The 24,205-nt window shown below is 61.7% G+C and carries 26 protein-coding genes; 4 read left to right on the plus strand and 22 right to left on the minus strand.

The features are described from left to right. Positions 1-147: 147 nt before the first annotated feature. The gene (locus AAE484_RS09295; protein ID WP_341938102.1) at positions 148-582 is read left to right on the plus strand and encodes a gamma-glutamylcyclotransferase family protein; all 435 of its coding nucleotides are present in this window, start codon (positions 148-150) and stop codon (positions 580-582) included. A gap of 44 nt (positions 583-626) precedes the next feature. Here the strand turns inward: AAE484_RS09295 and AAE484_RS09300 are convergent, their stop codons facing one another. The 19 genes from AAE484_RS09300 to ftsY all read right to left on the minus strand — a co-directional run bounded on the left by AAE484_RS09300 (position 627) and on the right by ftsY (position 18,914). Beyond that, positions 627-1,634: an NAD-dependent epimerase/dehydratase family protein gene (locus AAE484_RS09300; protein WP_341938103.1), complete on the minus strand. Its 1,008-nt coding sequence runs from the start codon at positions 1,632-1,634 to the stop codon at positions 627-629. Between the two features lie 105 nt (positions 1,635-1,739). Then, on the minus strand, positions 1,740-2,519 hold the full coding sequence (locus AAE484_RS09305) for a type II secretion system protein N (RefSeq protein WP_341938104.1): 780 nt from the start codon (positions 2,517-2,519) through the stop codon (positions 1,740-1,742). Between the two features lie 23 nt (positions 2,520-2,542). Further along, on the minus strand, positions 2,543-3,025 hold the full coding sequence (gene gspM / locus AAE484_RS09310) for a type II secretion system protein GspM (protein WP_341938105.1): 483 nt from the start codon (positions 3,023-3,025) through the stop codon (positions 2,543-2,545). Then, complete coding sequence (gspL, locus tag AAE484_RS09315; RefSeq protein ID WP_341938106.1) at positions 3,022-4,272, minus strand: type II secretion system protein GspL; 1,251 nt, start codon at positions 4,270-4,272, stop codon at positions 3,022-3,024. Before gspL ends, gspM begins: the two co-directional genes overlap by 4 nt. Positions 4,273-4,312: 40 nt before the next feature. Then, positions 4,313-5,338, minus strand: coding sequence for a type II secretion system minor pseudopilin GspK (gene gspK / locus AAE484_RS09320; RefSeq protein ID WP_341938107.1), 1,026 nt, complete (start codon positions 5,336-5,338; stop codon positions 4,313-4,315). After that, positions 5,304-6,077, minus strand: a complete 774-nt coding sequence (gspJ, locus tag AAE484_RS09325) for a type II secretion system minor pseudopilin GspJ (RefSeq protein WP_341938108.1) — start codon at positions 6,075-6,077, stop codon at positions 5,304-5,306. Before gspJ ends, gspK begins: the two co-directional genes overlap by 35 nt. Next, positions 6,064-6,462 (minus strand): type II secretion system minor pseudopilin GspI, encoded by a 399-nt coding sequence (gene gspI / locus AAE484_RS09330; RefSeq protein ID WP_341938109.1) that lies wholly within the window; start codon positions 6,460-6,462, stop codon positions 6,064-6,066. The genes gspJ and gspI overlap by 14 nt, the downstream gene beginning before the upstream one ends. After that, positions 6,456-7,022, minus strand: a complete 567-nt coding sequence (locus AAE484_RS09335) for a prepilin-type N-terminal cleavage/methylation domain-containing protein (RefSeq protein ID WP_341938110.1) — start codon at positions 7,020-7,022, stop codon at positions 6,456-6,458. The genes gspI and AAE484_RS09335 overlap by 7 nt, the downstream gene beginning before the upstream one ends. An 8-nt stretch (positions 7,023-7,030) precedes the next feature. Next, a complete protein-coding gene (gspG, locus tag AAE484_RS09340; protein ID WP_341938111.1) occupies positions 7,031-7,486 on the minus strand; it encodes a type II secretion system major pseudopilin GspG in 456 nt (151 codons plus the stop codon). A gap of 48 nt (positions 7,487-7,534) precedes the next feature. Next, on the minus strand, positions 7,535-8,773 hold the full coding sequence (gene gspF, locus AAE484_RS09345; RefSeq protein ID WP_341938112.1) for a type II secretion system inner membrane protein GspF: 1,239 nt from the start codon (positions 8,771-8,773) through the stop codon (positions 7,535-7,537). Positions 8,774-8,799: 26 nt separating this feature from the next. Continuing rightward, complete coding sequence (gspE, locus tag AAE484_RS09350) at positions 8,800-10,353, minus strand: type II secretion system ATPase GspE (protein WP_445928847.1); 1,554 nt, start codon at positions 10,351-10,353, stop codon at positions 8,800-8,802. A gap of 19 nt (positions 10,354-10,372) precedes the next feature. Next, on the minus strand, positions 10,373-12,319 hold the full coding sequence (gene gspD / locus AAE484_RS09355; protein ID WP_341938114.1) for a type II secretion system secretin GspD: 1,947 nt from the start codon (positions 12,317-12,319) through the stop codon (positions 10,373-10,375). Positions 12,320-12,370: 51 nt separating this feature from the next. Continuing rightward, complete coding sequence (gene gspC, locus AAE484_RS09360) at positions 12,371-13,453, minus strand: type II secretion system protein GspC (protein WP_341938115.1); 1,083 nt, start codon at positions 13,451-13,453, stop codon at positions 12,371-12,373. Positions 13,454-13,820: 367 nt separating this feature from the next. Then, positions 13,821-14,504 carry a tRNA (guanosine(46)-N7)-methyltransferase TrmB gene (gene trmB, locus AAE484_RS09365; RefSeq protein ID WP_341938237.1) on the minus strand — a complete coding sequence of 228 codons (684 nt, stop codon included), beginning with the start codon at positions 14,502-14,504 and terminating at the stop codon, positions 13,821-13,823. A gap of 52 nt (positions 14,505-14,556) precedes the next feature. Next, a complete protein-coding gene (locus tag AAE484_RS09370) occupies positions 14,557-14,937 on the minus strand; it encodes a DUF423 domain-containing protein (protein WP_341938116.1) in 381 nt (126 codons plus the stop codon). A gap of 162 nt (positions 14,938-15,099) precedes the next feature. Further along, positions 15,100-15,957 (minus strand): RNA polymerase sigma factor RpoH, encoded by an 858-nt coding sequence (gene rpoH, locus AAE484_RS09375; protein WP_341938117.1) that lies wholly within the window; start codon positions 15,955-15,957, stop codon positions 15,100-15,102. 161 nt (positions 15,958-16,118) lie between these two features. Beyond that, complete coding sequence (ftsX, locus tag AAE484_RS09380) at positions 16,119-17,108, minus strand: permease-like cell division protein FtsX (protein WP_341938118.1); 990 nt, start codon at positions 17,106-17,108, stop codon at positions 16,119-16,121. After that, positions 17,105-17,773 carry a cell division ATP-binding protein FtsE gene (gene ftsE / locus AAE484_RS09385; RefSeq protein ID WP_341938119.1) on the minus strand — a complete coding sequence of 223 codons (669 nt, stop codon included), beginning with the start codon at positions 17,771-17,773 and terminating at the stop codon, positions 17,105-17,107. The genes ftsX and ftsE overlap by 4 nt, the downstream gene beginning before the upstream one ends. Before the next feature lie 10 nt (positions 17,774-17,783). Beyond that, positions 17,784-18,914: a signal recognition particle-docking protein FtsY gene (ftsY, locus tag AAE484_RS09390; RefSeq protein ID WP_341938120.1), complete on the minus strand. Its 1,131-nt coding sequence runs from the start codon at positions 18,912-18,914 to the stop codon at positions 17,784-17,786. An 80-nt stretch (positions 18,915-18,994) separates the two neighbouring features. Between ftsY and rsmD the strand changes: the two genes are divergently transcribed. From rsmD to AAE484_RS09405, 3 genes are all read left to right on the plus strand, one after another. Continuing rightward, a complete protein-coding gene (rsmD, locus tag AAE484_RS09395; RefSeq protein WP_341938121.1) occupies positions 18,995-19,600 on the plus strand; it encodes a 16S rRNA (guanine(966)-N(2))-methyltransferase RsmD in 606 nt (201 codons plus the stop codon). Positions 19,601-19,690: 90 nt separating this feature from the next. Next, the gene (gene coaD / locus AAE484_RS09400) at positions 19,691-20,182 is read left to right on the plus strand and encodes a pantetheine-phosphate adenylyltransferase (RefSeq protein WP_341938122.1); all 492 of its coding nucleotides are present in this window, start codon (positions 19,691-19,693) and stop codon (positions 20,180-20,182) included. Positions 20,183-20,257: 75 nt separating this feature from the next. Continuing rightward, positions 20,258-21,187, plus strand: a complete 930-nt coding sequence (locus tag AAE484_RS09405) for a DMT family transporter (protein WP_341938123.1) — start codon at positions 20,258-20,260, stop codon at positions 21,185-21,187. Between the two features lie 25 nt (positions 21,188-21,212). Here AAE484_RS09405 and mutM read toward each other — a convergent pair whose 3' ends face one another. The 3 genes from mutM to phoB form a co-directional block, all read right to left on the minus strand. After that, the gene (gene mutM / locus AAE484_RS09410) at positions 21,213-22,025 is read right to left on the minus strand and encodes a bifunctional DNA-formamidopyrimidine glycosylase/DNA-(apurinic or apyrimidinic site) lyase (protein ID WP_341938124.1); all 813 of its coding nucleotides are present in this window, start codon (positions 22,023-22,025) and stop codon (positions 21,213-21,215) included. Between the two features lie 41 nt (positions 22,026-22,066). Continuing rightward, the gene (phoR, locus tag AAE484_RS09415) at positions 22,067-23,347 is read right to left on the minus strand and encodes a phosphate regulon sensor histidine kinase PhoR (RefSeq protein ID WP_341938125.1); all 1,281 of its coding nucleotides are present in this window, start codon (positions 23,345-23,347) and stop codon (positions 22,067-22,069) included. A 76-nt stretch (positions 23,348-23,423) separates the two neighbouring features. Beyond that, a complete protein-coding gene (gene phoB / locus AAE484_RS09420) occupies positions 23,424-24,119 on the minus strand; it encodes a phosphate regulon transcriptional regulator PhoB (protein WP_341938126.1) in 696 nt (231 codons plus the stop codon). Positions 24,120-24,205: the final 86 nt, after the last annotated feature.

Here is a 24,205-nt window from a genome sequence, read left to right on the forward strand (position 1 = left end):
CGGCCCCGGGGGCCAGAAAAAAACAGAACCCAGAGTTTACGGTGCAGGCCCGGAAAAAGAAATGCCCGGCTCGTTTCCAATCACTCCGCCCCCCGGGGTAAGATCCCACTCCGGAGTGACCCTGAGGAGAACACACTCAATAACGCCATGACCGCACTCAAGAAGATCCTGCTGACCACGCTGGCCTTGCTGCTGGCCCTCACCGCATCGGTGCTGTTTTACCTCTGGCTGACGCTGCTCAGTCCCTACGGCTATGAATACCCCGAAACGATGGCACCGGCGCCGACCGAAGCCGGTCACCACCTTGTCTTTGTCTACGGTACCCTGCGCTTCGCGCCCGTGCGCTGGATCGTCACCGGCCGTGCCGGGGACCCTAAGCCCCACACGCTGGAGGGCTATCGCAAAACCGGCCTGGATATAGAGCCCGCGCCGGAGAGTGAAGTGGAGGGGATGATCCTCACCGTCTCGCGGGATGAGCTGCGCCGCCTCGATCGTTATGAGCGTCTGGGTGTGCGCTACCGGCGCCACGCCATCACCCTGGATGACGGACGCGAGGCCTGGGTGTATCAGTTGATGGAGTAGCGAGCGGCGCTCGCCACGGCGATGATCGCTGACTGACAGACTCGCTAAATGCTTGCCAGAAACTGCTCGTAGGCCGCAATTGCCTTATCCATGGTGGCGTCGAGTGTCTCGTCGACGGTCTGTCGCTCGGGATTCTCCCGATAGTAGGCCACCGACTGGCGGATTCCCTGCTCAAAACGCCTAGTGGCCCGATAGCCCGGGACGAAGGTTTTGATTTTGGTGTTGTCCAGCACAAAGCTGATGCTCGCATCCCCCTTCAGAGGCGCTTCGAACTCGGGCAGAAACCGGGCGATGCACTCGCTGGTCATGTGAATGGGACGGGGTTTGACGCCCAGGGCCCGGCCCAGCTCTTCCAGATATTGATCCCAGGTCTTCACCTCGTCGGAGGTGATGTGAAAGGCGTGCCCCAGTGTCTGCGTGTGACCCAGCAACCCGGCAAAGCCCTCGGCGAAATCGGTATTGTGGGTAATGCACCAGAGGGAGCTGCCGTCGCCGGGCACGATCACCTTTTTGCCTTTCAGAATCCGGTCGGGCAGGGTCCAGGGATGTTCCGCGCTGTTGACGGCGAAGGGGATACTGGCCTCGCCATAGGTCTGCGAGGGCCGGACAATGGTGGCGGGAAAGCCCCGCTCCCGGTAGGCGGCCATGAGCCGCTGCTCACAGGCGATCTTGTTGGTGGCGTAATCCCACACGGGATTGTGCTGCGGCGTGGATTCGTCCAGCACGTAGTACACCGGCGGCCTCTGGTAGGTCGCGACCGTGCTGATCAGAATATACTGATCGGTCTTGCCGGTGAAATACTCGATGTCCCGATCCATCTCGTCGGGGTGAAAGACGATCCAGTTAACCACCACATCAAAGTACTCATCCTCGAGCAGCGCTTCGATGTCGGCGCGGTTATTGATGTCGCCCTGAACGACTTTCGCTCCGTCGGGCACACACTCGACGCGGTTGCCGCGATTGAGCAGCCACAGATCCACACCCTGATCGACCAGCAGCCGGGACACGGCGGTGCTGATCTGACCCGTACCCCCGATTAACAATACTTTCATAACCCAGACGCCTCAACGGTTTAATCAATAAGTCGGAATGACCATAAACCTGGAGTGTGCACGAAATCGTTCCGGGTTGGAAACCCGACCCCTTGCCTCGCAGGGTCAGAATTGCAGATCCACTTTGTAGCGGTTGCCGCTCTGGTGATCCAGCACCATGGGTAGCCAATCGCGGGCCTGGATCTGGTCGCTGAAGGCACCGGTCAATTCCAGCTCGCCCTCGACAAAAATGCCGCCCGCCAGGGGCAGGCGGACCTCGGCATCCAGATCAATCGGGCCGTCCAGGTCAAAGACGTCCGCCACCAGCGCATCCGCTTCGGGGTCGTAGGTGGCCTCGGCGGCAAAGCTGCCCAGGGTGGCCCAGGTGCCCTCAACCTGAACACGGGCATTGGTCCAGCTGAGGTTACCGCGCAGCTCCGACAGGCTCTGGCCCTTCATGCTCAGCGTCTGCAGATTGGCCGACAGCTGCCCCTGCACCGGAACGGGGACGCCGGCCTGTACCAGACTCGCCGGAGCGTCGATACTGGCGTCGGTCACGGTCAGCCGGCCGTTGAGCCCGGCACAGGCCCGGCCCTCGATCTGCTGGGCTTCCAGGCGCGCATCGACATCGGCGCAGGGCCGCAGACTCAGCAGGGTCAGAGGCTTGAGTTGCCACTGGAGCTCGCCGAGCGAATAGTGCTGGTTGTCGATTTCGATACTGGACATGCGCGCCTGGCCGCTCCAGGCGGTACCGGTCACGCCACTGAGTGCCAGGGTATTGCCCTGGGTCATGAAGTAGGCGGCCCAGGAGGCGGGTATCTGCGTGATCGCAAATACGAGAGTCAGCACCAGGAGCAGCAGAACCCAGCGCAGCGGCGGTATGAATTTAGACAGTGTGTCCCACATAGGTCTATCGCAATCCTGTTCAATCAGTCTTTCTGGAGTCGAATATTGACGGTGACCCGCCCCGCTTCATTGGTTCCGGCCATGGAAAAGTCCACCACATTGACGCCGTTCTGGTATTCCATATCGTGCAGCCACTGCATGAACCGGTCGTAAGGGACTTCATCCAGGCGCACTCGCACCTGCCCGCCGGTACCGGGCTGGAAGCCACTCATGTCCAGCTGGTTGGCGCGCAGCGTGGTGTCCACCAGTGCGCTCAGGTTGCCGGTGTCACTGCCACCTTCTCGCTGGCGCTGCCGGGCTTGCTCGAGCTGTGCGCTCAACAGCTCCACTCGTCCGAGCGTCTGGCTCGCATTGGCATTGGCCCGTATCTGCTGCTCTCGCCAGTCCTGCAGGGGCACCAACAGGAGTTTCCACAGCAGGTACAGGGTGACCGCCAGAGCGCCGAGGAGCAGGATGGTCTGCTCGCGGCGGTTGTAGCGCGAAAGAAAGTCGAAAATCTGGGTCATGGGTTCCCCCGGGTGACTCTGAGTCGGGCCGAGTGGCTGTCACCCTGGGCACTGGCGCTCAGCAGCTCGGCTTCGAGGCCGCGCTGCTGGATTTCGGTGCGCAGGGTCTCGATGGCATTGAAGGTATTGGCACGCACATTGAGGCTCAACTCATTGCTGCGCGCGGCATAGGAAAGAGCGCTGAGACTGACCTCTTCGGCGTTCGCCATGGCGGGAAACAGATCCGCCAGAAAAGGGGTGACCCGGCCACTACTACCGGCCGGTTGCAACTCGGAAACCTGCTGCCGCAGCTGCCGCTCCGCATCGGTGAGCACCCCGCTGCCGGCAACGCTGCGATACGTTTCTTCGATATCCCGCCGAATTTCGATATTTTCCGCCTCCAGGGTCTGCACCTGAAACACGGTGACGCCGATATAGATGACCAGACAGGCAGCCGCCGCCACGGCCACACCCTGCCAGTCGCGCCACCAGCGTTCGATGGGCAGGCGCTGGGAGAACTCCCCCTGACACAGGTCGGTGGGCGCGCCGGTAAAATCCAACTGCCAGAACTCGACCAGGGCCTGCTCGTCCACCCGCTCTTTCAGCTCCGCCGGCAAGAGGGATTCCAGCGCCATCAGATCCGCATCCGTGCTGGCGCGCAGAGACAGACGAGGCAGGTTGTCGACCCGCTGTTGGGCCGTGAGCAACATCTGCAGACTGAGTCTGGCCTGGTTGCGCTCGACGCTGTAGCCGAGGCTGGGGGCGTAATGCACCAGCAGCTCGTCACCTTCCAGCTGCAGCGTCCAATAAGGGTACTCCTCGCTCAACTCCGCTTCCTGTGCCAGGGGCAACATCAACGGCAAAGGCCAGGCGTGAGTGATTTCCAGATTGCGCTCGGCAAAACGATCGAACAGCTGGCGCAGCCAAGCGCGCTCCATGTAGGCGGTGACGGCCCGCCCCTCTTTGGCCGGGCCGAGGGCGAAGTGGAACTGGTCAATATCGCCGATCACGTTCTCTTCAAGCTGAAACGGCAGGAGGCGGCTGAGGTGTTTCTTTTCCTTTTCCACATACTCCAACTCGCGCGTCACCACCTGCAGGCCGGGCAGCAGTACCCAGGCACTGTGGTGCCCCTCGCCGAGCGTTGCCATCAGGGTGTCCAGGTCTCCCGAAGCCGCGCTGTCCAGAATCGGCCGGTGGTCGGCATCGAGCCAGCACCAGCGGAACTGGTCCTGGGCGCGATTGGCGTAAAGTACAAGTTGGTTGGCCATAGTCTCTGTAATCGCTGTTCCGTGTTGGGTTTGAGCGCGGTCAGTAGACGTCGATGCGTCTGACCACTTCAAATTCATCGCTCGCACGCATCATCAAGCTGCGCATGCTGCGCCGTTGGTCCACCAGTGAGACCGTGGTGCTGACCAGAAAAAAATTGCTGTTCACTGACAACCCGCTGGTATCCGGCGGGCTGCCGCCAATGCCCTGCCAGGCCGGCGTGCTCAGAAAACTCTGCACGTCCACGTGGTAGCCCTCCTCCGGCCAGTCCTGACGCAGCAGCTCCACCTCCGTGGGCCCGAGCGGTTGCAGCCGGTCGCTGGCATTGATCGTGCGCAGCAGCTTCATGGACAGGGTGTTCACATTCATGCTCTGGCCCCGCGGCAACACCACCAGGTGCGGTCGCAGAAGCTCCATCAGTTCCGGACCGACGTGACGCACCAGCCGCAGCTCCTCCACACTCACAAACTCGCTGTTGGCCGGCAGGTAAGCCGGGTCCAGCCCCTGATAATAATCCGCCTCGGCGCCGCCAAAACCGCTTGGCTGATTGTCCGGATCCATCCAGTCGACAATCGCCTCGAGAATCACGACCGCCTCGTCTTCATTGAGCGGCACATCCTGCTCGGTAAATGTCTGTAGCAGGCGGATGAACCGCCGCTGCATTTCGGTGTAGCGGCTCGGATCGGTCAGCGCCTTGTTCGGATCCAGCGTACCGCCCAGATCGTTCAGGTTCAGCCGGCTCTGCGCATCCTCAACCGAGGCCAGTATCCAGCCCCCATCGATCTGAAACGGCGGGGCTTCCTGCGCCCAGGGCTCCTCCAGATGATCCACGGCCGGATCCGGGTCCTGCTCCAGCAGGTAGGTGGCCAGGTTCTCCGCCCCCAGCAAGTAGGAGCGCGCCTGGGCGCCGTGCCAGCGGCTCTCGGCCTTGGCCATCCCGAGCTGGTAATCGCCCGTGAACTTGATCGCCAGCCCCGCCACGACGCTGACAATCATCAGCGCCATGATCAGCACGGCGCCCGACTGACGGCGTTTAGTTGAAGCGGGTGATTTCGAACAGACGTTCACTGACTCCTACCCCCTCAACTTCGATTCGGACCAATACCGCCAGCGGCAGCGTCACCTGATTCCCGGTTCCCATCTGGTCCGGGTCGGGCCAGCCGGCCGCCCAGTCCCGGGAGTAATCGTCGCCGTCCAGCGCACTCTGGCCCGAACGATCAATCAACTGTTTGGATAAAAAGCGCAGCTCAATATCCTTCACCCCTTCGAGCAGCCGTTGGTTCAGGGCCTGCTCCTCGAAATCGTATTCGTCAAAAGGCCGATTGCGCACCGGCCGATAGTCGCGCCAGAGTGTGCCCTCATCCAGCCGGTAGCTGACTTCCTGCAGGTCGCTGCGCAACCGTTCCAGAGGGTTGAACCAGCCTTCGCGGGTGAACAGCAACAACCGCTGCTCCTCATCGGGCGTGGCGATGGGATCGGCGACGAAACGAAACCTCAGCCCCTGTCCCATGCCCTGCATCTGGCTTTGGGCCTGCCCCTGGGGAGCCGGCTCGGGCTCCAGAATATGACGAAAGTCCGAGGCGATGATCTGCCAGGCCCGATCCAGCTCGTTGATCCGCGTCATGATTTCACGGCTGCGTTCGGCGCCGTTGCTGGCCGCCACCAGTGCCTGGTAGGCCATCGCCGCGATGGCTCCGGCGATGGCCAGCGCCACCATCATCTCCAGCAGGGTAAAGCCCCGTTGCCGGCGCCCAAGCTCATGGCTTTCCATGCGCTCATGGTTGTCTATGCGCTCACGGCTGCTCATGAACAAACCCCAACAGCTGCGCCAAGCTTGAGTCCCGGTTGCGATCGAGCGCCACCGAGATTTCCACCTGGCGGAAACCCTGGATGCCCGAATCCGTGGCTTCGTTTTCCATCTGCCAGTACCACTGCACACCGGCCTGGGTCACCTCGCCCTGATCACTGTCGGGAAGGTTGAAGTCCTGCAGCAGTCGGTGCTGCAGCTGCAGCCGGGTCATCTCGTTTTCCGCCACCCAGAAGGCCATGGTTTTGTCGCGAATCGCGCCCGTGCCGTCCAGCTGGGTCATTACCAGAGACAGGAAGGCCGGGAGGGCCACGGCGACAATCACCAGGGCCACCATCACTTCCACCAGAGTAAACCCCCGGTTCTGTCGCACCCGGCTTACCATTCGTCCTGCAACTCCTCTTCCCGTTCGCGGTTGACCCAGATCAGGTCCGCCATCATGGTGATTTCGATGCGCTGGGTCTCGCCTTCGTCGAACCGACCCGGAATGATGGCCATTTCGTAGGGCGTGGCCTCGCCGCTGGGGTAAAAGGCCAGCACCGGTTGGGGCGTGGTTTCGCGCGGGTCGTACTCCCACTCTTCACCTTCCACCCGAACCTCCAGCTGCAACTCCGGGGGCAGGCACCGCTCTTCCATGAAGTCGGTGACCTCCTCCCATCTCTGGTCTCGGTAGCGGCGCCACTGGTAGCACCAGCGCTGCCCGGTGGCTCCCGAGTCGGCGCGCGGCTGCCAGAACAGGCCGATCACCTCGCGGTTGAGCACGGTCTGCTCGGACACGAAGCGGGCGCTTACCATGAATTGCTCGGCTTCCTCTTCTGCCAGGGTGGCGTTGTCCCGACCACCCACAGAGAGCGACGCCATGGCGATCGCGATGCCGACAATCATCAGGACGACGAGCAGCTCAACGAGAGTGAAGCCGCGGGCGCGGACCAGAGATGCCGGCATAAAGCTCATCAATCTTCCTGCGTGCGCTCATCCCACACGCCGATATCAGCGTTCTGGCCTTCACCGCCGGTGACCCCATCGGCGCCCAGGGTATAGATATCGTATTCGCGCGACTCGCCCGGGCTCAGGTATTTGTAATCATTGCCCCAGGGGTCCTGGGGCAGGTCGTCCAGGTAGCCGCCCTGCTTCCAGTTGCGCGGCTCGGGCGCGGTGGTCGGTTTGCTGACCAGTGCCTCCAGCCCCTGTTCACTGGAGGGGTACACATAGTTGTCGATGCGGTAGAGCTTGAGCGCGGTCTGGATGTTCTTGAAATCGGCCTGCACTTTCTGGATGCGGGCGTCGTCGGCCCGGTTGAGTACCGCTGGAGCGACGATACTCGCCAGCAAACCGATGATGATCACCACCACCATGATTTCAATCAAACTGAAGCCGCCCTGGCGACGCATCCCCTGATTCTGTTTCATTGCTTTACTCCCACTGTATCAATCATAAAAAATTGGTATTTCGGTCTGTTAAATCAGGCTGTTCATTTCAAAGATCGGTTGCAGAATGGCCATCACGATCAGGCAGACCGCACCGCCCATGAACACCACCGTAAAGGGCTCCAGCAGGCCCATGGCCACCCCCAGCATCATTTCCAGCTCCCGGTCCTGATCCTGGGCCGCGTTCTCCAGCTGCTCGGGCAAGGTACCGTTGGTCTCGCCGCTGGCCACCAGCTGCACCAGCAGGGGCGGAAAGTACCCGGCTTTTTCCATCGCCCGGTGCAGGCTGGTCCCCTCCTGCACATCTTCGGCCACCGCCTCACAGGCTTCCTGCATGATTTTGTTGGTCATCACCTGCCCGGCAATGTGCAGCGCCTGCAGCAGGGGCACGCCACTGGAGGACAACAGCGCCAGGGTCGCCGCAAACCGGGAGCTGTTGATCTGCAGGATCAGATTGCCCATCACCGGCATTTTCAATTTTATTTGATGCCAGCGTCTGAGCCTGGCCTCGTTGCGCAAGAGGCGGTGGAAACCGAATACCAGCCCGATGATCGCCAGTATCGTGTAGTGGCCATAGTTGACGATAAAGTCACTGCTGGCGATCATGAACTGCGTCAGCGCCGGTAGATCGCGCTCGCTCTGCTGAAAAATACTCACCAGCTTGGGGACCACGAACGCCATCAGGGCTATGATCACCGTCAGGCTGATGAACAGCAGCACCAGTGGATAGATCATCGCCATTTTCAGGCGCTGCTGGATCTGCTGATTGCTCTGGGTATAATCCGCCAGTCGCTCAAGCACCGGCGCCAGATAACCCGAGCTTTCACCGGCCTTGACCATGGCCCGGAACATATTGTCGAAGGCGCCCGGGATTTCACCCAGCGCCTGGGCCAGACTCAGACCTTCCAGTACTTTCGATCGAACCTGCAGCAGTATGCGCTTGTTATTGGGCTTCTGTTGCTGCTTGGCGGTGGCCTGCAACGCTTCATCCAGAGGCAGGCCGGATTTCACCAGTGAGGCCAGTTGTCGGGTAATCAGGCTCAGGTCGCGGGTATTCATCCGCGCCCGCCAGCGTTGCTGGAAGCCACTCAACCCCTGCGCCGCTGAAGCGGTGCTGGCGCGTTTGCCCCCCACGGCACTGGAAACTTCGAGCGGTTTGAGCTTTTTGGCCCGCAGCTGACTGCGCACCTGGCGCTCGGAGTCGCCTTCAAGAATGCCCTTGACCGTTTTACCGGCCTCGTTCAATGCTTGATAGCTATAGGCACCCATGGCTTCTCATCTCGCAATTCAATTCACTAGCTGGCGGTGGTCACCCGGAGCACTTCTTCCAGGCTGGTCGTGCCATCGATCACACACTGGCGGCCGTCGTCGCTGATCGAGGGGCTGTATTTGCGCGCCTCGGCCAGGAGGTCGTGTTCGCCGGCCTGCTCGTGAATCAGGTGGCGCATCCGCTCGTTGATTTCAATCAGTTCGTAGATCCCCTTACGGCCACGGTAGCCCATGTTGTTGCACTGTTTGCAGCCCACGGGGCGGTAAATTCTCTGGCCCTCGGGCAGGCGCATCAGCTCGCGCTCGGCTTCATTGGGCTCATAGGACTCGCGGCATACGGAGCAGAGCTTGCGCACCAGTCGCTGGGCCATCACCACCTCGAGGCTGGAGGCCAGCAGGAAGGGCTCAACGCCCATGTCTTTGAGCCGCATCACCGCCCCGATGGCGGTGTTGGTGTGCAGCGTGGACAGCACCAAGTGACCGGTCAGACTGGCCTGAATGGCGATTTCGGCGGTCTCACCATCGCGGATCTCGCCCACCATGACCACATCCGGGTCTTGCCGCAGAATGGCGCGCAGACCGCGGGCAAAGGTCATGTCGACCTTGGTGTTCACCTGGGTCTGGCCGATGCCCGGCAGCAGGTACTCCACCGGGTCTTCAATGGTCAGAATATTGCGACTGCGGGTATTGATGTGGCTCAGACCCGCGTACAGGGTGGTGGTTTTACCCGAGCCGGTGGGGCCGGTCACCAGAATGATACCGTGGGGTTTGTGCAGCGCCTTGCCCAGCCCCTCGCGCACGTGCGGCGGCATGGCCAGCTGCTCCAGAGAGAGCTGCCCGGCGGCCTGGTCCAGCAGACGCAATACGATGCGTTCGCCGTGGGCCGAGGGAATGGTGGAGACCCGGATATCGACCGCATGGCCCGCCAGTCGCACCGTGATACGACCATCCTGGGGCAGGCGCTTTTCGGCGATGTCCAGGCGCGCCATCACTTTCAGGCGCGACACCAGCACCGGTGCCAACTCCGCTTTGGGCGAGAGAATTTCACTCAGGACCCCATCGATGCGAAAGCGTACCGAGACCCGGTCTTCAAAGGGCTCCAGGTGAATATCCGAGGCCTCTTCGCGCACGGCCTGTGACAGGATGGCGTTGATCAGACGGATGATGGGCGCATCGTCGTTGCCGGCGAGCAGGTCGGTGCGGTCGGCCAGATCCTCGGCCATGGAGGACAGGTCGTATTCCGCCCCCAGGTCTTCCGCCGCCTGCTGAGCCGCGCCGTCACCACTTTGGTAGACGCGGGTCAGCCGCTGTTGAAATTCCTCGGAGGACACTTCACGCAGTGCGAACTCGGTGCCCAGATAGCGCTGCAGTTCCAGCAATACATCCAGGTTGAGTCCGGGGCGGTAAATCAGGGTGAGACCGTTTTCCTCTTCGTCCACCATCACACCGTGACTGGACGCAAAACCGAACGGTAGCCGGGCATGGGCGATATCGTCACCCACACTGGCCGCATGGACCTCTTCGCCCTCGGGCAGCTCGCCCAGGGTATGGTCCTGCTCTTGTTCGTATTGCTCCAACATGGATTCGGCGCTCACGGTTTTACTCCTCACCCTCGGCGTCTTGCTCTTCGTCGCGCCCCATCATGCGGATGTTGATTTCCTCGGCACGATCCAGCTTCTCCTGCCATTCGGGCAGGACGGGAAGCTCCCGATTGTTGAACAACATGCCGCCGGCGGCACGACGCTCTTCCTGCTGTCGACGCAACTCTTTGTACTTCTCAGCGGTCGCACCCCGGAGCATCTGGTCATCTTCAATCACCGTGGCCCGAATGAAGACCAGCAAGTTGGTTTTCGACAGGCTGTCGGTCTGGTTGCGAAACAGACGTCCCATCAGGGGAATGTCGCCCAGGAAGGGCACTTTCTGGGTGGAGGTCTGCACCTCTTCTTCAATCAGGCCCCCGAGCACCACGGTTTCGCCGTTGGCGGCGAGCACCTGGGTTTCCAGTTTGCGCTGATTGGTGATGGGGCCATCGTTGCTGTTCAGATTGGACAGGCTGGACACCTCCTGACTGATGTCCAGTACCACGCTGTCGCCGGCGTTCACATGCGGAGTGACTTCCAGCAGAATGCCCACATCACGCCGTTCAATGGTTCGGAAGGGGTTGCCCGGGTTGCTGCTGCCCCCGCCGGTGGAGGTGAAGGAGCCGGTGGCAAAGGGAACGTTCTGGCCCACTGAAATAGAGGCCGTGTGGTTATCCGTAGTCAGCAGGTTGGGCGTGGACAGAATATTGGTGGAGCTCTCTTCCTGCAGCATGTTGAGAATGGCCAGAAAATCGGTGCGCTCACCCAGCCGGCCGATACCAAAGGTCTGGCCAGTGGTCTGTGCCAGGGACCCCGCCAGACTGATCAGGCCTTCGTCGCTGTCATCGAAGGCGCTCTGGCCGACACTGAGAGAGCCATCGCCGGTGGTGGAGCTGCCAAAGCCGCGCTTATCGTCCCGATACATCCACTGGACGCCCAGCTCCCGGCCATCGCTGTCTTCCACCTCGACGATGATCGCCTCCACCAGCACCTGGGCGCGGCGGATGTCCAGACTTTCGATCACACCCAGAAGTGACTCCATGACGTCGCCATCAGCGGTAATCAGGATGGAGTTGGTATCTTCATCGGGATGAATGCTGGTCTGGCGGCTGCGATTCTGGCCTTCGCCTGACTCCGCACCCATGGTTTGCATGACGCCGTTGAGCACCTGGGCCACATTTTCGGCCTTGGCGTACTTCAGGTAGACCACCCGGACATTGTTGTCTTTGGTCTTGGGACGATCCATCTGCTCCACGAGCAGGCGCACGCGCTGGCGCTGCAGATCGTCGCCGTGGACCAGAACCGCATTGGTGCGTGTATCCGGCACGACCGTCAGCGCCGGCTTGCCCCCTTCGCCGGAACCGGGCTTCTCGATCTGGGTGACCGCCCGGGCGACATCTTCGGCCTGGGCAAACTCGAGCTGGATGAGCTCGGTATCGACCACCGAGGACTGATCAATCTGGGCAATAATTTCTTTGAGTCGAAGGATATTGGAGCGGGTGTCGGTCACGATGATGGAGTTGCTGGGGTCATACGCCGAGAGGTGGCCGTGCTGGGGAACCAGGGGGCGCAAAGTCGGCAGCACTTTGGAGGCACTGATGTTGTCGAGCTTGAGCACCTGGGTGATGTAGGTGTCGTCGCTCCGGCCATCGGTTTCAAGCGCAGCCGGCACGGGCAGCGAGCGCGCGTCTCGATTGGGCACCACCCGGACCACATTGCCATTTTCCACGGCGGTAAAGCCCTGAACGTCCATCATCGACAGAAACAGGTCATAGAGCTCTTCCTTGTCCACTTCCTCCTCGGAGATGACCCGGACCTGGCCGCGCACCTTCGGGTCGACAATGATGGTTTTGCCGGTCGCGTCGGCGACGAATTTGATCACTTCCTGGATGTCGGTATCCTTGAAGTTGACCGTCCAGGTCTGCTGCGCCCAGGCGTTGAGACTCAGACACAGCAGAGCGGTCACGGCCGTTCCTACCAAGCGTTTCGCACACACGTTCACTGGTTACCCTCGTTGTTATTCAAGCTCGATGTCGACGGACAATTCCTGGCCGTCCCGTTCGATCAGTAGACTGGCGGAGCTGGCTCCCCCCATATCGCGGTAAATTTCCATCACTCTCTGGGGGCTGCTCAGCTCGACGCCATTGACCGCCTTGACGACGTCGCCGGCTTCCAACCCCAGGGAGTCGAACATAACCCGGTTGCGCCCGGGACGAATCTTGTAGCCGACGATCTGACCGTCTTCGCGGTGAATGCTCATGGACACCACATCGGAAAGCGACTGGCTGCCCATCCGGTCCGCCACTTCATCGGCCGCGTCTTCCAGCTCCTGCTCTTCGACCGGCTCTTCAATGGCTTCCTCAGTCTGCCGATCGTCCTGCGGCTCCGGACTCTCGGCCATATCCTCACTGTCGTCCCCCTCCCAGCTACGGCTGGGCGTATCCGGAACCGGACGCGAAGCGGCCAGGCTGCTGCCCAGATCATTGTCGGAGTAGAGCCACAGAGACTCGTAACGGCCGCTATTGTTCAGAATCACGCGCAGTGGCAACACTTTTTCCAGAGTCACGCTGCCCCTGACCGGCAACTCGTCTCCCGGGGCATAGATCGCCTGATCGGAGCCATCGGCAATGATCGCCCGGGCGGCCGCCTCCTCGTTACTGCCCATGATTCCGCGCAGCACCAGCTTCAGCTCGGTATCCACCGCTTCGTCTTCGATCCCCGAACCTCCGGGAGCGTCACCCGAGCCGGCGAACTCTTCGGGTTCATCCCCTTCGGCCACACGCCCAAAGATTTCCAATGAAGCGAGCTGGGCAATATCCACCCGCTCGCCCGTCGCGTCACCGCGATCTGCTTCCAACGCATTGGGGGCGACACGAGCCTGAGGCGTATCCGGCGCGGGAACCAGCAACCAGACCATCTGGGCCAGGGTATAGGCGAGCCAGACCACCAGGGCGAGCTTGACCAGAAAGCGCCACACGGACGCGGGCACCCGCGCGAACCCGGCACCACAGCGCCGCAGGGCCTGGACCAGCCGCTCGCTGCGCCAATCCGCCACTACGCCGGTCGATTTTGGCTCTTGTTGCAATGTTGTGTTCGACAATTGACTACTCCACGCGCACTAGAATGCCGCCTGACTGGTGAACGGGCCAGAGAGACGACCGTGGCATTATTCTTATCATGCCGTCGGATTGTACCCCAGATCACAAGCATGACGAAAAATGTGCCCAGGCCAGTTTTCGGCTCATCCCTGACTGGGTGACCAAAGCACGACCGGCGTTGCAGCCCAGTCCTATGACAGTTTCATGCCAGAGTAAATTCCTTCGACGGAAGAGCGCCCGGCGAGCATACCGTCTCTTTTCGTGAAAAGAAACCGAACGGGAGCCCATTTCGCGAAAGCGATCACGCAAAATGGCGATTTGCCGCGCCTTCCGTAACCTCCCGGGCCACCGGGGCTCCGCACCAGGCCCTCAGGTGCGGTAAAGCAGATCCCAGACTCCGTGTCCCAACCGGGCGCCGCGCTGCTCGAATTTGGTCACCGGGCGGTACTCCGGCCGAGCGGAATAGAGACCGGCCCCCGCCACATTGGTGAGCCCCGGAGCCGCTTCCATCACCTCCCGCATATGCTCGGCATAGTTTTCCCAGTCGGTCGCCAGGTGCATCACCCCCCCGGGCATCAGCTTTTGCCGGACCTTCTCGACAAAGGCCGGCTGCACAATCCGGCGCTTATGATGCTTCTTTTTGTGCCAGGGGTCGGGGAAATAGAGCTGGAAGCGAGCAATGGCCCCCTCGGGGACACAGTCATCGAGCACATCAATGGCATCGGCCATGTAGACGCGCAGGTTGGTAATCCCCTCGTCCCCGGCGCCCTTGATCAACCGGCCGACACCGGGAGGATGCACTTCAATCCCGATGAAGTCCTTGTCCGGCTCGTTGCGCGCCATGGCCAGCAGGGAGTCGCCCATACCGAACCCGATTTCCAGCACCAGCGGGGCCTCCCGACCAAAAACGGCCTTCGGCTCCAGGGGCCCATCGTGCAGACTCAGACCATAGGTGGGCCACCATTGGTCGAACGCCTGCCGCTGGCCCTCGGTAATGCGGCCGGCGCGGATCACATAGCTGCGAATGGCTTTGGGTTTGTATTCCGGCCGGATGGCGAGGCGGGATTCAGTTTCTGACATGCCGAGTACAACTCAATCAACAGGTTTAAAGACGCAGTGCCCGCACCGCCGCCACCGTAAGCGCGAGCCAGCCCAGAAGAAAGCAGAGTCCGCCCAGGGGCGTCACCGGCCCCAGCCAGCGCGGCCCGCCCAATGCCAGTGCGTAGAGACTGCCACTGAAGAACAGGATGCCGGCCAAAAACAGCCAGCCACTGGCTGCCAGCGCCCAGGAATGGCCGAGTACCCGCAGCAGAACCGCCACCGCCAGCAGCGCCAGTGCGTGGTACATCTGATACTGCACCCCGGTCTGAAACGCGGAGAGAGCCTCGACACTCAACCGGGCTTTCAGGCCATGGGCCGCAAAGGCACCCAGTCCGACGGCGATCAACCCGGACAGGGCGGCAATAAGCACAAACAGGGGTGTCATTTCGATCAATCGCTCTTGGGGCCATTGGCCCGGCCAGACAGGGCAAGCCCGAGGGACGGGCCCGACTCAGACAAAAAAGCCGCGCAGCGCGCGGCTTTTCAACTCAACAGACTGTCAATTCAACCGGTTTTCAAGTGTCAGCTTGTATGAAAGCGTGGAGGATCAGGCAGCCAGAATGGCGGTCTTGACCTTCTTCATCGCATTTTTTTCAAGCTGACGAATACGCTCGGCCGAAACGCCGTATTCCGCAGCCAGCTCGTGCAGCGTCGACTTGTCTTCGGCCAGCCAGCGACGCTGGAGAATGGTTCGGCTGCGATCATCCAGCTTTTCCAAGGCGACTTCCAGATTGTTGACGCTGTTCTCTTCCCAGTTGGAGTCTTCCAGCTGGGTGGCCGGGTCGTAGCGCTTGTCTTCCAGATAGTGCACCGGCGCGACATAGTGGCTGTCATCGTCGTCTTCTTCACCGGCATCAAAGCCGGCGTCGTAGGACGCCAGACGGCCTTCCATCTCGCGCACGTGCTTGACGTCCACACCCAGATCTTCGGCGACGGCTTCCGCCTCGTCGTTGTTCAGCCAGGCGAGCCGCTTTTTGGCGCCGCGCAGATTGAAGAACAGCTTGCGCTGGGCCTTGGTGGTCGCCACTTTGACAATGCGCCAGTTGCGCAGAATGAATTCGTGAATCTCAGCCTTGATCCAGTGCACCGCAAAAGAGACCAGGCGTACCCCGCGCTCCGGATTGAAACGCTTGACCGCCTTCATCAGGCCGACGTTGCCCTCCTGGATCAGGTCGCCCAGCGGCAGGCCGTAGCCGTTGTAGGAACGCGCAATGTGAACCACGAAGCGCAGGTGCGACATGACCAGCTGCCGCGCCGCTTCGAGATTGCCGTTGTAATAGAGGTCATCAGCCAGATGTTGCTCTTCCTCCGGTGATAGCACCGGAAAACGGCTCACTGTCTGAACATAGGCATTCAGGTTACCGCCTGGGGATAATACCCCGGCTGGCATCAGGCCAGTGCTCATTACTTACCTCCTTAGAAATTCGGACCTCGAGTGTAGCATTACACCCTTGGACTGCCAAGCCCGGAAAAGTTCCCCCAAGCGGGCCAAACACCTTTGAAATCAGAATCTTAGGCGCCAAATTCAGCCAATTGGGTGAAAAATGAAACACCTTGGAGCATACGTTACTGGGGTTCGATCTGGATCAGGTGGCGGGCCACGGCCAGCCAGGCCCCGGCCAGCCCCAACAGGCCGGAAAGCAGGACCAGCTGCATGCTGGCGGCCCAGTCCAGCCCCTGCAAGCGGAAGTCGCTCTGATAGAGATCCGCCAGCCGGGCCACCGGCCCGGACAGCCACCAGAGCCCGAGCCCGAGGAGCACCAGGGCGAGAATCCCGCCGCCCAGACCGTACCAGAAACCGGTATAGAGAAAGGGTCGGCGGACAAAGGCATCAGTGCCGCCCACCAGCTTGACCACCAGGATTTCATCCCGGCGGTTTTCGATGGCGAGGCGGATGGTATTGCCCACCGCCAGGAGAACGCCCAGGGCCAAGAGCACCGCCAGCGCCAGCACCACGCGCTGGCCCAGCTCCATCATCTCCTGCAGGCGTTTAACCCAGGCCATGTCCAGACGCACCTCGGCGACCACCGCCTCCTCCGCCAGCGCTTCGCGCAGCGTCATCAGGGCGTCGGGATCAGTGACCGCCGGGCGCACCAACAGGACATCGGGCAGAGGGTTCTGTTCCAGATCCTCCAGCACCCGCCCGAGCCCCGAGTAATCCTTGAACTCCTCCATGGCGGCCTCGGGAGGGATGTGCTCCACCGAGTCCACCTCAGGGTATTCGAGTAGCGTGTCCCGCAGCGCCTGTACCGCTTCAGAACGGGTATCGCGCTCCAGAAACACCGACAGTTGCCCGGAGTCCTGCCAGCTGTATCCCAGGTTCTGGATATTGCTCAACACCAGATACAGGGCGGCGGGCAGGGCGACCGCGACCGCCACCACCAGCCAGGTCAGCAGACTCTGCAGCGGGGTGCGCAGCAGCCGCTGCAGGCTCTCCACGGCGGTGGTGCTGTGGTGCGCCTGCCAGGAATCGAGCCGGTCCGCCAGCCGGGTCCTGCTCTGGCTGGCGCCCTTGGGGCGGGGTTTGACCGGCGCTGCGGGACGGCGCGGCTTCATGCCAGCACCCCGTCGTGAACGATTTCGCCGCCCGAGAGGCCCAGCACCCGCTTGTTCATCCGCTGGAGCAGCGCCAGGTCGTGACTGGCAATCATGATCGTGACACCCACGTCGTTGAACTGGCGGAAAAGATTCATGATATCGGCCGACAGCTCCGGATCCAGGTTGCCGGTGGGCTCATCCGCCAGCAGCAGCGGCGGCTTGTTGACCACCGCGCGGGCGATGCCCACCCGCTGCTGTTCGCCGCCGGAGAGCATGATGGGGTTGTGGCGCTCCTTGTTGAGCAGGCCCACCTTGTCCAGGGCCGCCCGCACCCGGCGCCCGACCTCGCCGGTCTGGTAGCCCGCGATCTGCAGCGGCAGGGCGACGTTTTCAAACACGCTGCGGTCGAACAACAGTTGGTGATTCTGGAACACCACGCCCACCTTGCGCCGGAAATAGGGGATATGCCGGCGGGAGAGGCGATTGAGGTTGCGCTCATCGATGAAGACCTGTCCCTGGGTCGGGCGCTCCATCAGCATGATCAACTTCATCAGGGTACTTTTGCCGGCGCCCGAGTGACCGGTGAGAAACACCATCTCCCCTTTGGGGACCTCGAAACTCACCCGGGATAGTGCATCCTGGCCGCTGCCGTAGCGTTTACTGACCGCGTCAAAACGAATCACGCCCCGCTCCTCACTCGCGCGACTCGCCAAAGAGCGCGTCGACAAAGGGCTGCGCCCGGAACGGTTGCAGGTCGTCCACCCCTTCGCCCACACCGATAAAGCGCACCGGCAGACCGAATTCCTTGCTCAGGGCAAAGATGACCCCGCCCTTGGCCGTGCCATCGAGCTTGGTCAGTACCAGTCCGGTCACGCCCGAGGACTGGATGAACTCGCGCGCCTGACTCACCGCGTTCTGACCGGTGCCGGCGTCCAGCACCAGCAGGATTTCGTGGGGAGCCGAGGGGTCGATCTTGCCCATGACCCGTTTGACCTTGGACAACTCTTCCATCAGGTGCGACTTGTTGTGCAGGCGCCCGGCGGTATCGGCGATCAGCACGTCGGTCCCGCGGGCCTTGGCGGCCTGGAGCGCATCGAACACCACCGAGGCACTGTCGGCGCCGGTGTGCTGGGCGATCACCGGCACTTTGTTGCGCTCGCCCCAGACCTGCAGCTGCTCCACGGCAGCCGCGCGAAAGGTGTCGCCCGCGGCGAGCATCACATTTTTATCCTGCCCCTGAAGGTGTTTGGCCAGCTTGCCGATGGTGGTGGTCTTGCCCACACCATTCACCCCCACCACCAGAATCACGTAGGGCTGCTTTTCGGTATCAATGACCAGGGGCGACTCCACCGGCACCAGCAACTCGGCCAGCTGTTCGCGCAGCGCCTGAAAAAGCGAGTCGGCGTCGTTCAGTTGTTTGCGCGCCACCCGATCCGTGAGGTTGTCGATGATGTCGGTGGTGGCCTGGTAGCCCACGTCGGCCACCAGCAGCTGGGATTCGATTTCTTCCAGCAGCTCGTCGTCAATGGCTTTGCTGCCCAGAATCAGATTGCCCAGCCCCTCGGTAAACTGGTTGCTGGTGCGGCTCAAACCCCGTTTGATGCGGGCAAAGACGCTGGTTTTGGGTTTTTCCTGCAACTGGGACCCGGCTTTCGAAGTGGCCTCGCTGGTTTCCCGGGGCGGCTCGGCCGCGTCGGCGTCAGGGCTGGCGGGCGCTTCGGGGGCCGACTCGGCTTCCGAAGTCGATTCGGGGGCATCGACCGGGCGCTCGGAGTCGACCTCCGTTTCGGCCGGTTTCTGCTTCTTGCGTTTGAAAAACAACATGGGTGAGTTGATCTACCTTTATGCTACGGGCGGAAAGACGCTATCCTAACACTTCTATCCCAGCGAGAGAGAGGCCCCCGTTGAAAGCCGCGAAGCGACCCGCAAAGAAAAAGGCCGAAAGCGCACAGAGTACCCAACCGCTTCGGATCATCGGCGGTCAGTGGCGCGGGCGCAAGCTCAGCTTCCCGGCGGTCGAGGGCCTGCGCCCCACCGGCGACCGGGTGCGGGAAACGCTGTTCAACTGGCTCGGGCCCCTCTTGCCTGATGCCCACTGTCTGGACCTGTATGCCGGCTCGGGCGCCCTGGGTCTGGAGGCCCTGTCCAGAGGCGCCAGGTCGGCGACCCTGGTGGAAAAGGACCCGGTGGCCGCCACCCAGCTGCGTGCCAACCTGCAACAGCTGGGCACTGACCGGGGCCGGGCCCTTAATGAGGACAGCCTGAAATGGCTCAATGGTGAGCCGCCGGCGCAACCCTTTGATGTGGTGTTCATCGACCCTCCGTTTGATCTCGATCTGTGGCAAGAGAGCATCGAGCGGCTGGCCCGGCCCGGCTGGCTGGCCAGTGACGCCGCCGTCTATGTCGAATCCGGTCCGGCGCTGGAGCCGGAACTGCCCGCGAACTGGCACCTCCATCGGGACAAAACCACCGGCCAGGTCCGCTACCGCCTCTACTTTTTGGGGAGCTGATCGCCCCTCGACTGGCCAAGGCCGGGGAAATTCATTACCATCGGGCGCCTGTTTACCGCGACAAAACGCCGCCAACCAAGAGACTTACCCATGCGCACAGTGGTCTACCCCGGCACCTTCGATCCGATTACCAATGGCCACATCGATCTGGTGGAGCGCGCCTGTCGACTGTTCGACCAGGTGGTGATCGGCGTGGCCGACAGCCCCCGGAAAAACCCGCTGTTCAGCCTCAATGAGCGCGTCTCTCTGGTGCGCGACAACCTGCAGCACCTGGACAATGTCGAGGTCTGCGGCTTTGACAAACTGCTGGTGGATTTTGTGCGGGAGAAGAAAGCCCAGGCGGTGCTGCGCGGGCTGCGTGCGGTGTCCGACTTTGAATACGAATTTCAGCTGGCCAACATGAACCGGGCGCTGGAGCCCAGCATGGAGAGCCTGTTTCTGACTCCGGCCGAGCACTTATCTTTTATTTCGTCGTCCATTGTGCGGGAGATCGCCAGCCTCAATGGCGATGTGAGCAAATTCGTGCGACCCTCGGTCGAGCAGGCACTGGCGCACAAGTTCGGCCACAAACCCCATCACTGAGGGCGCCGGCATGCCTTGCGGCTAACCCCTTTCCGGTCCGCTGAATGTCACAATGTAAGTGGCGGAGTACACTCAATGCCCGATCGCTCGCACTTCACCCGGCGCTGGCTGGTGGTCCTCACCGCCATTTTCTGCTGCCTGCTCTGGGGCAGCGCCTACCCGGCGATCAAAACCGGCTACGCCCTGCTGAGCATTCCCGCCGATGACACCGCCTCCCAGGTGCTGTTTGCGGGCTACCGCTTTTTCGGCTCCGGCCTGCTGCTTCTGGCCCTGGCGACGGTCACGGGCAAATCCCTCTGGTCGTTCAGCCCCCGCCAGTGGGGCCAGCTCGCCCTGCTGGGGCTGATGCAGACCACCCTGCAGTATGTGTTTTTCTATATCGGTCTGGCCTACGCCAGCGGGGTGAAGGCGGCCATTGTGAACTCCACCGGCACCTTCTTCAGCGTGCTGCTCGCGCATTTCATCTATCGCAATGACCGGATGAGCGCGGCGCGCAGCATCGGCTGCATTCTCGGCTTCGCCGGCGTTGTGCTGGTGAACCTGGGACGGGGCCCGCTGAACTTCGATTTTACCCTGATGGGTGAGGGCTTTATTGCCATCGCCGCGCTGGTCATGGCCATTGCGCTGCTTTACGGCAAACGTCTGTCCCAGACCATCGACCCGGTGGTCATGACCGGGCAGCAGCTCACCCTCGGGGGACTGGTACTGATTGCCATCGGGAGCTTCAGTGGCGGCGAGGTCACGGGGATCGGCTGGCATTCGGGGTTGTTGCTGGGCTATCTGACGGCGCTGTCGGCGACGGTCTTCGCCCTCTGGAGTTTTCTGCTCAAGCACAACCCGGTGGGGCAGGTCATTCCCCTCCAGTTCCTGATTCCGGTGTTCGGCGCGCTCCTGTCAGCCTACTTTCTGCAGGAAACCATCCTGGAATGGAAAAACCTGATGGCGCTGGCGCTGGTGTGCTGGGGCATCTGGCTGGTGACCCGACCCTCGGGTCAACAAACCTGACCAACGGTTGCATCAATACCCTTCTCTATTTCTGACAAGCCACACAGTACACGCTGGTGCGATTGTTCATCCGGATTTCTTTCAGCGCTTTGCCGCACTGGCGACAGGGTTGATAACCACGACCGTAGACCAGCAGCTGCTGCTTGAAATAGCCCGGCTGGCCGTCTCCGCCGACGAAGTCGCGCAGGGTGGTGCCGCCCTGGTCAATGGAGCGCTGAAGCACAAACCGGATCTGCTCCACCAGCGCTTGCGCCTGCTTGCGGGTCAGAGTCCCGGCCTTGCGGATGGGTTTGATGCCCGCCAGATAGAGCGCCTCGTTGGCGTAGATGTTGCCCACCCCCACCACGGTTTTGCTGTCCATGAGAAACTGCTTGATGGGGGCGGTGCGTTTGCGACTGCGCCGGAACAGATACTCGGCATGAAAGGCGTCGCTCAGAGGCTCCGGCCCCAGATGGGCGAGCAGCGCATGGTCCTCGGCGTCGCCTTCCACCCAGAGCAGACAGCCGAAACGGCGCGGGTCACAGTAGCGCAGCACGCGCGAACCGAACACCAGATCGAAGTGATCGTGAAAGCGCGGCGGCTCCTTTCTTTCAACGATGCGCAGGCTGCCGGACATGCCCAGGTGGATCAAGGCGGTGCCATTGTCAAAACGCAGCAGCAGATACTTGCCCCGGCGACTGACCTCAAGGAGGGTTCGGCCCTCAATGGCAGCGGCGAGCGGCCCGGGCACCGGCCAGCGCAGTTTGGGCTGGCGGATGATGACCTCGGTGAGTTGGCGACCCTCGATGTGCGGGGCAATGCCCCGCCGGGTGGTTTCGACTTCAGGTAACTCAGGCATGAAAGGTTCGGGCTCTGTGGTACGGGGGCGAAACTATACCATCATGACCGACTGAAGATGCAGGTGAAGGTGCTGCCCCTGCCCAGCTCGCTGCTGATCTGCAGCTCGCCATCGTGGCGCATCAGCACGTGTTTGACGATGGCCAGCCCCAGGCCGGTACCGCCGGTGCCGCTGTTTCGGCTCTGTTCCACCCGATAGAAACGCTGGGTCAGGTGGGGAATGTGCTTGCTGTCAAAACCGGGCCCATTGTCATTCACTGAAAAGAAAATCTGCTGATGCGCCTCCCACAAGCGCATGACGATTCGCCCCTCGGCGGGTGTGTATTTGACCGCGTTGGTGACCAGATTGGAGAAGGCGCTGTGCAGCTCTTTCTCGTTGCCCGCCAGCTCCAGATCCGGCGTTTCGCACTCCAGAAAGATCTGATGGTTTTTCTCTCCACTCAGCGCCTGGGCTTCGGATCTGATCGATTCGAGCAGCGGCTTCAGCGCGACCGGCTTGTGGTTGTGGCCCGACTCCGTGGTCTCCAGCTTGGACAGGGTGATCAGGTCGTTGATCAGCAGCGACATGCGCCGGGACTGTTGCTGCATCTGACGCAGGGCTTTCTGCCAGGAGGGGCTCAACTCCGCGCCACTGTCGGACAGGGTTTCCAGATAACCGGTGATGACGGTAAGCGGAGTGCGCAGCTCGTGGCTGACATTGGCCACAAAATCCTGGCGCATCTGTTCAAGCTTGTGCAGCTGGGTGGTATCGCGCACCACGATCAACCGCTCGTTGCGGCCAAAGCGGGTGATCTGAAACTGCAGTTGCTTGGAGCTGAAACGGGGGGAGGGAAGCTCCAGGGGCTCGCTGTAGTTACCCTCTTCAAAGTAACTGACAAACCGGGGGTGGCGGATGAAGTTGATCACCGACTTGCCCTGGTCACTGCTGTGGAAGCCGAGCAGGCGCTGCGCCGAGGGATTCCACCAGTCCAGGCAGCCTCGCCAGTCGAGCACGATGACCCCGTCGCGCAGGGCCGAGCTGGTTTCCTGCACCCGGCTGATGACCGCCCGCAGACTGTTTTTTTCCTGCACCTGGCGGCGCTGGAGGTGGTAGATATTGTCGAACAACTCGCCCCAGATGCCGCTGGACTCGGGAGGTGGCTCATCGTTCTGGCGCAACAGCCACTTGTTGAGACGGCGAATCTGCCACACCATCCAGGCGATATAGAGCGCACCACCGGCCAAGAGCGTCCAGCTCAGCCGGTCAAACCAGAGCCCCACCAGTACGCATACCACCGCCAGAATAAACAGCCGCCGAAGCTCGGCACTAAAACCCCGAAGCAAAATAAAGGCCTCTCCTGTGGGGTTCCCGCTCCTGGGAAACCGCTAATGTCGATTTGGACGCTCATCGGGTCCGGGTTCAGCTGGCCTGGGTGGAGAAGCGATATCCGGTACCGCGCACCGTCTGCACCAGATCCTCGTGCTTATCGACGGCCAGCGCCTTGCGCAGCCGGCGGATGTGCACATCCACGGTGCGCTCCTCCACATAGACGTTGCCGCCCCAGACGTGATCCAGCAACTGGCTGCGAGTATAAGCCCTTTCCTGGTGGGTCAGAAAGAACTCGAGCAGGCGATATTCGGTGGGTCCCATATCCACGGGGTGGTCGTTGATGGTCACCCGGTGGCTTCCCGGGTCCAGGCAGAGACCTTTGACCCGGATCGGATTGCCGTTGACCTGGGGGTCCGCGCGCCGCAACACGGCCTTGAGCCGGGCCACCAGTTCACGCGGCGAGAAGGGTTTGGTGATGTAATCGTCCGCGCCGACTTCGAGACCCTGGATTTTGTTGTCTTCCTCACCCTTCGCGGTGAGCATGATGATGGGCACTTCCGAGGTGGTTTCTTCGCGCTTCAGCCGGCGGGCCAGCTCGATGCCGCTGGTGCCGGGCATCATCCAGTCGAGCAGTACCAGATCCGGCCGCTCGTCGACCGTCAGTTCGAGCGCCTCCTGGGCGGTGCTCGCTTCAATACATTCGTAGTCGGCCATTTCCAGGGCCACCCGCAACATGTCGCGGATGGCCGCTTCGTCGTCAACTATGAGAATCCTGCGACCTGCCATAATGCTTGCCTGTTATCGAAAAGGTTTGACCTTCCGGGTAGTGAAAGCCGCTCCCTGAAAGACCATCGCGCAAGCGTATTTAATAA

Origin of the sequence: Marinimicrobium sp. C2-29 (assembly GCF_038419845.1) — a bacterium.
In the GTDB taxonomy this organism is placed as follows: domain Bacteria; phylum Pseudomonadota; class Gammaproteobacteria; order Pseudomonadales; family Cellvibrionaceae; genus Marinimicrobium.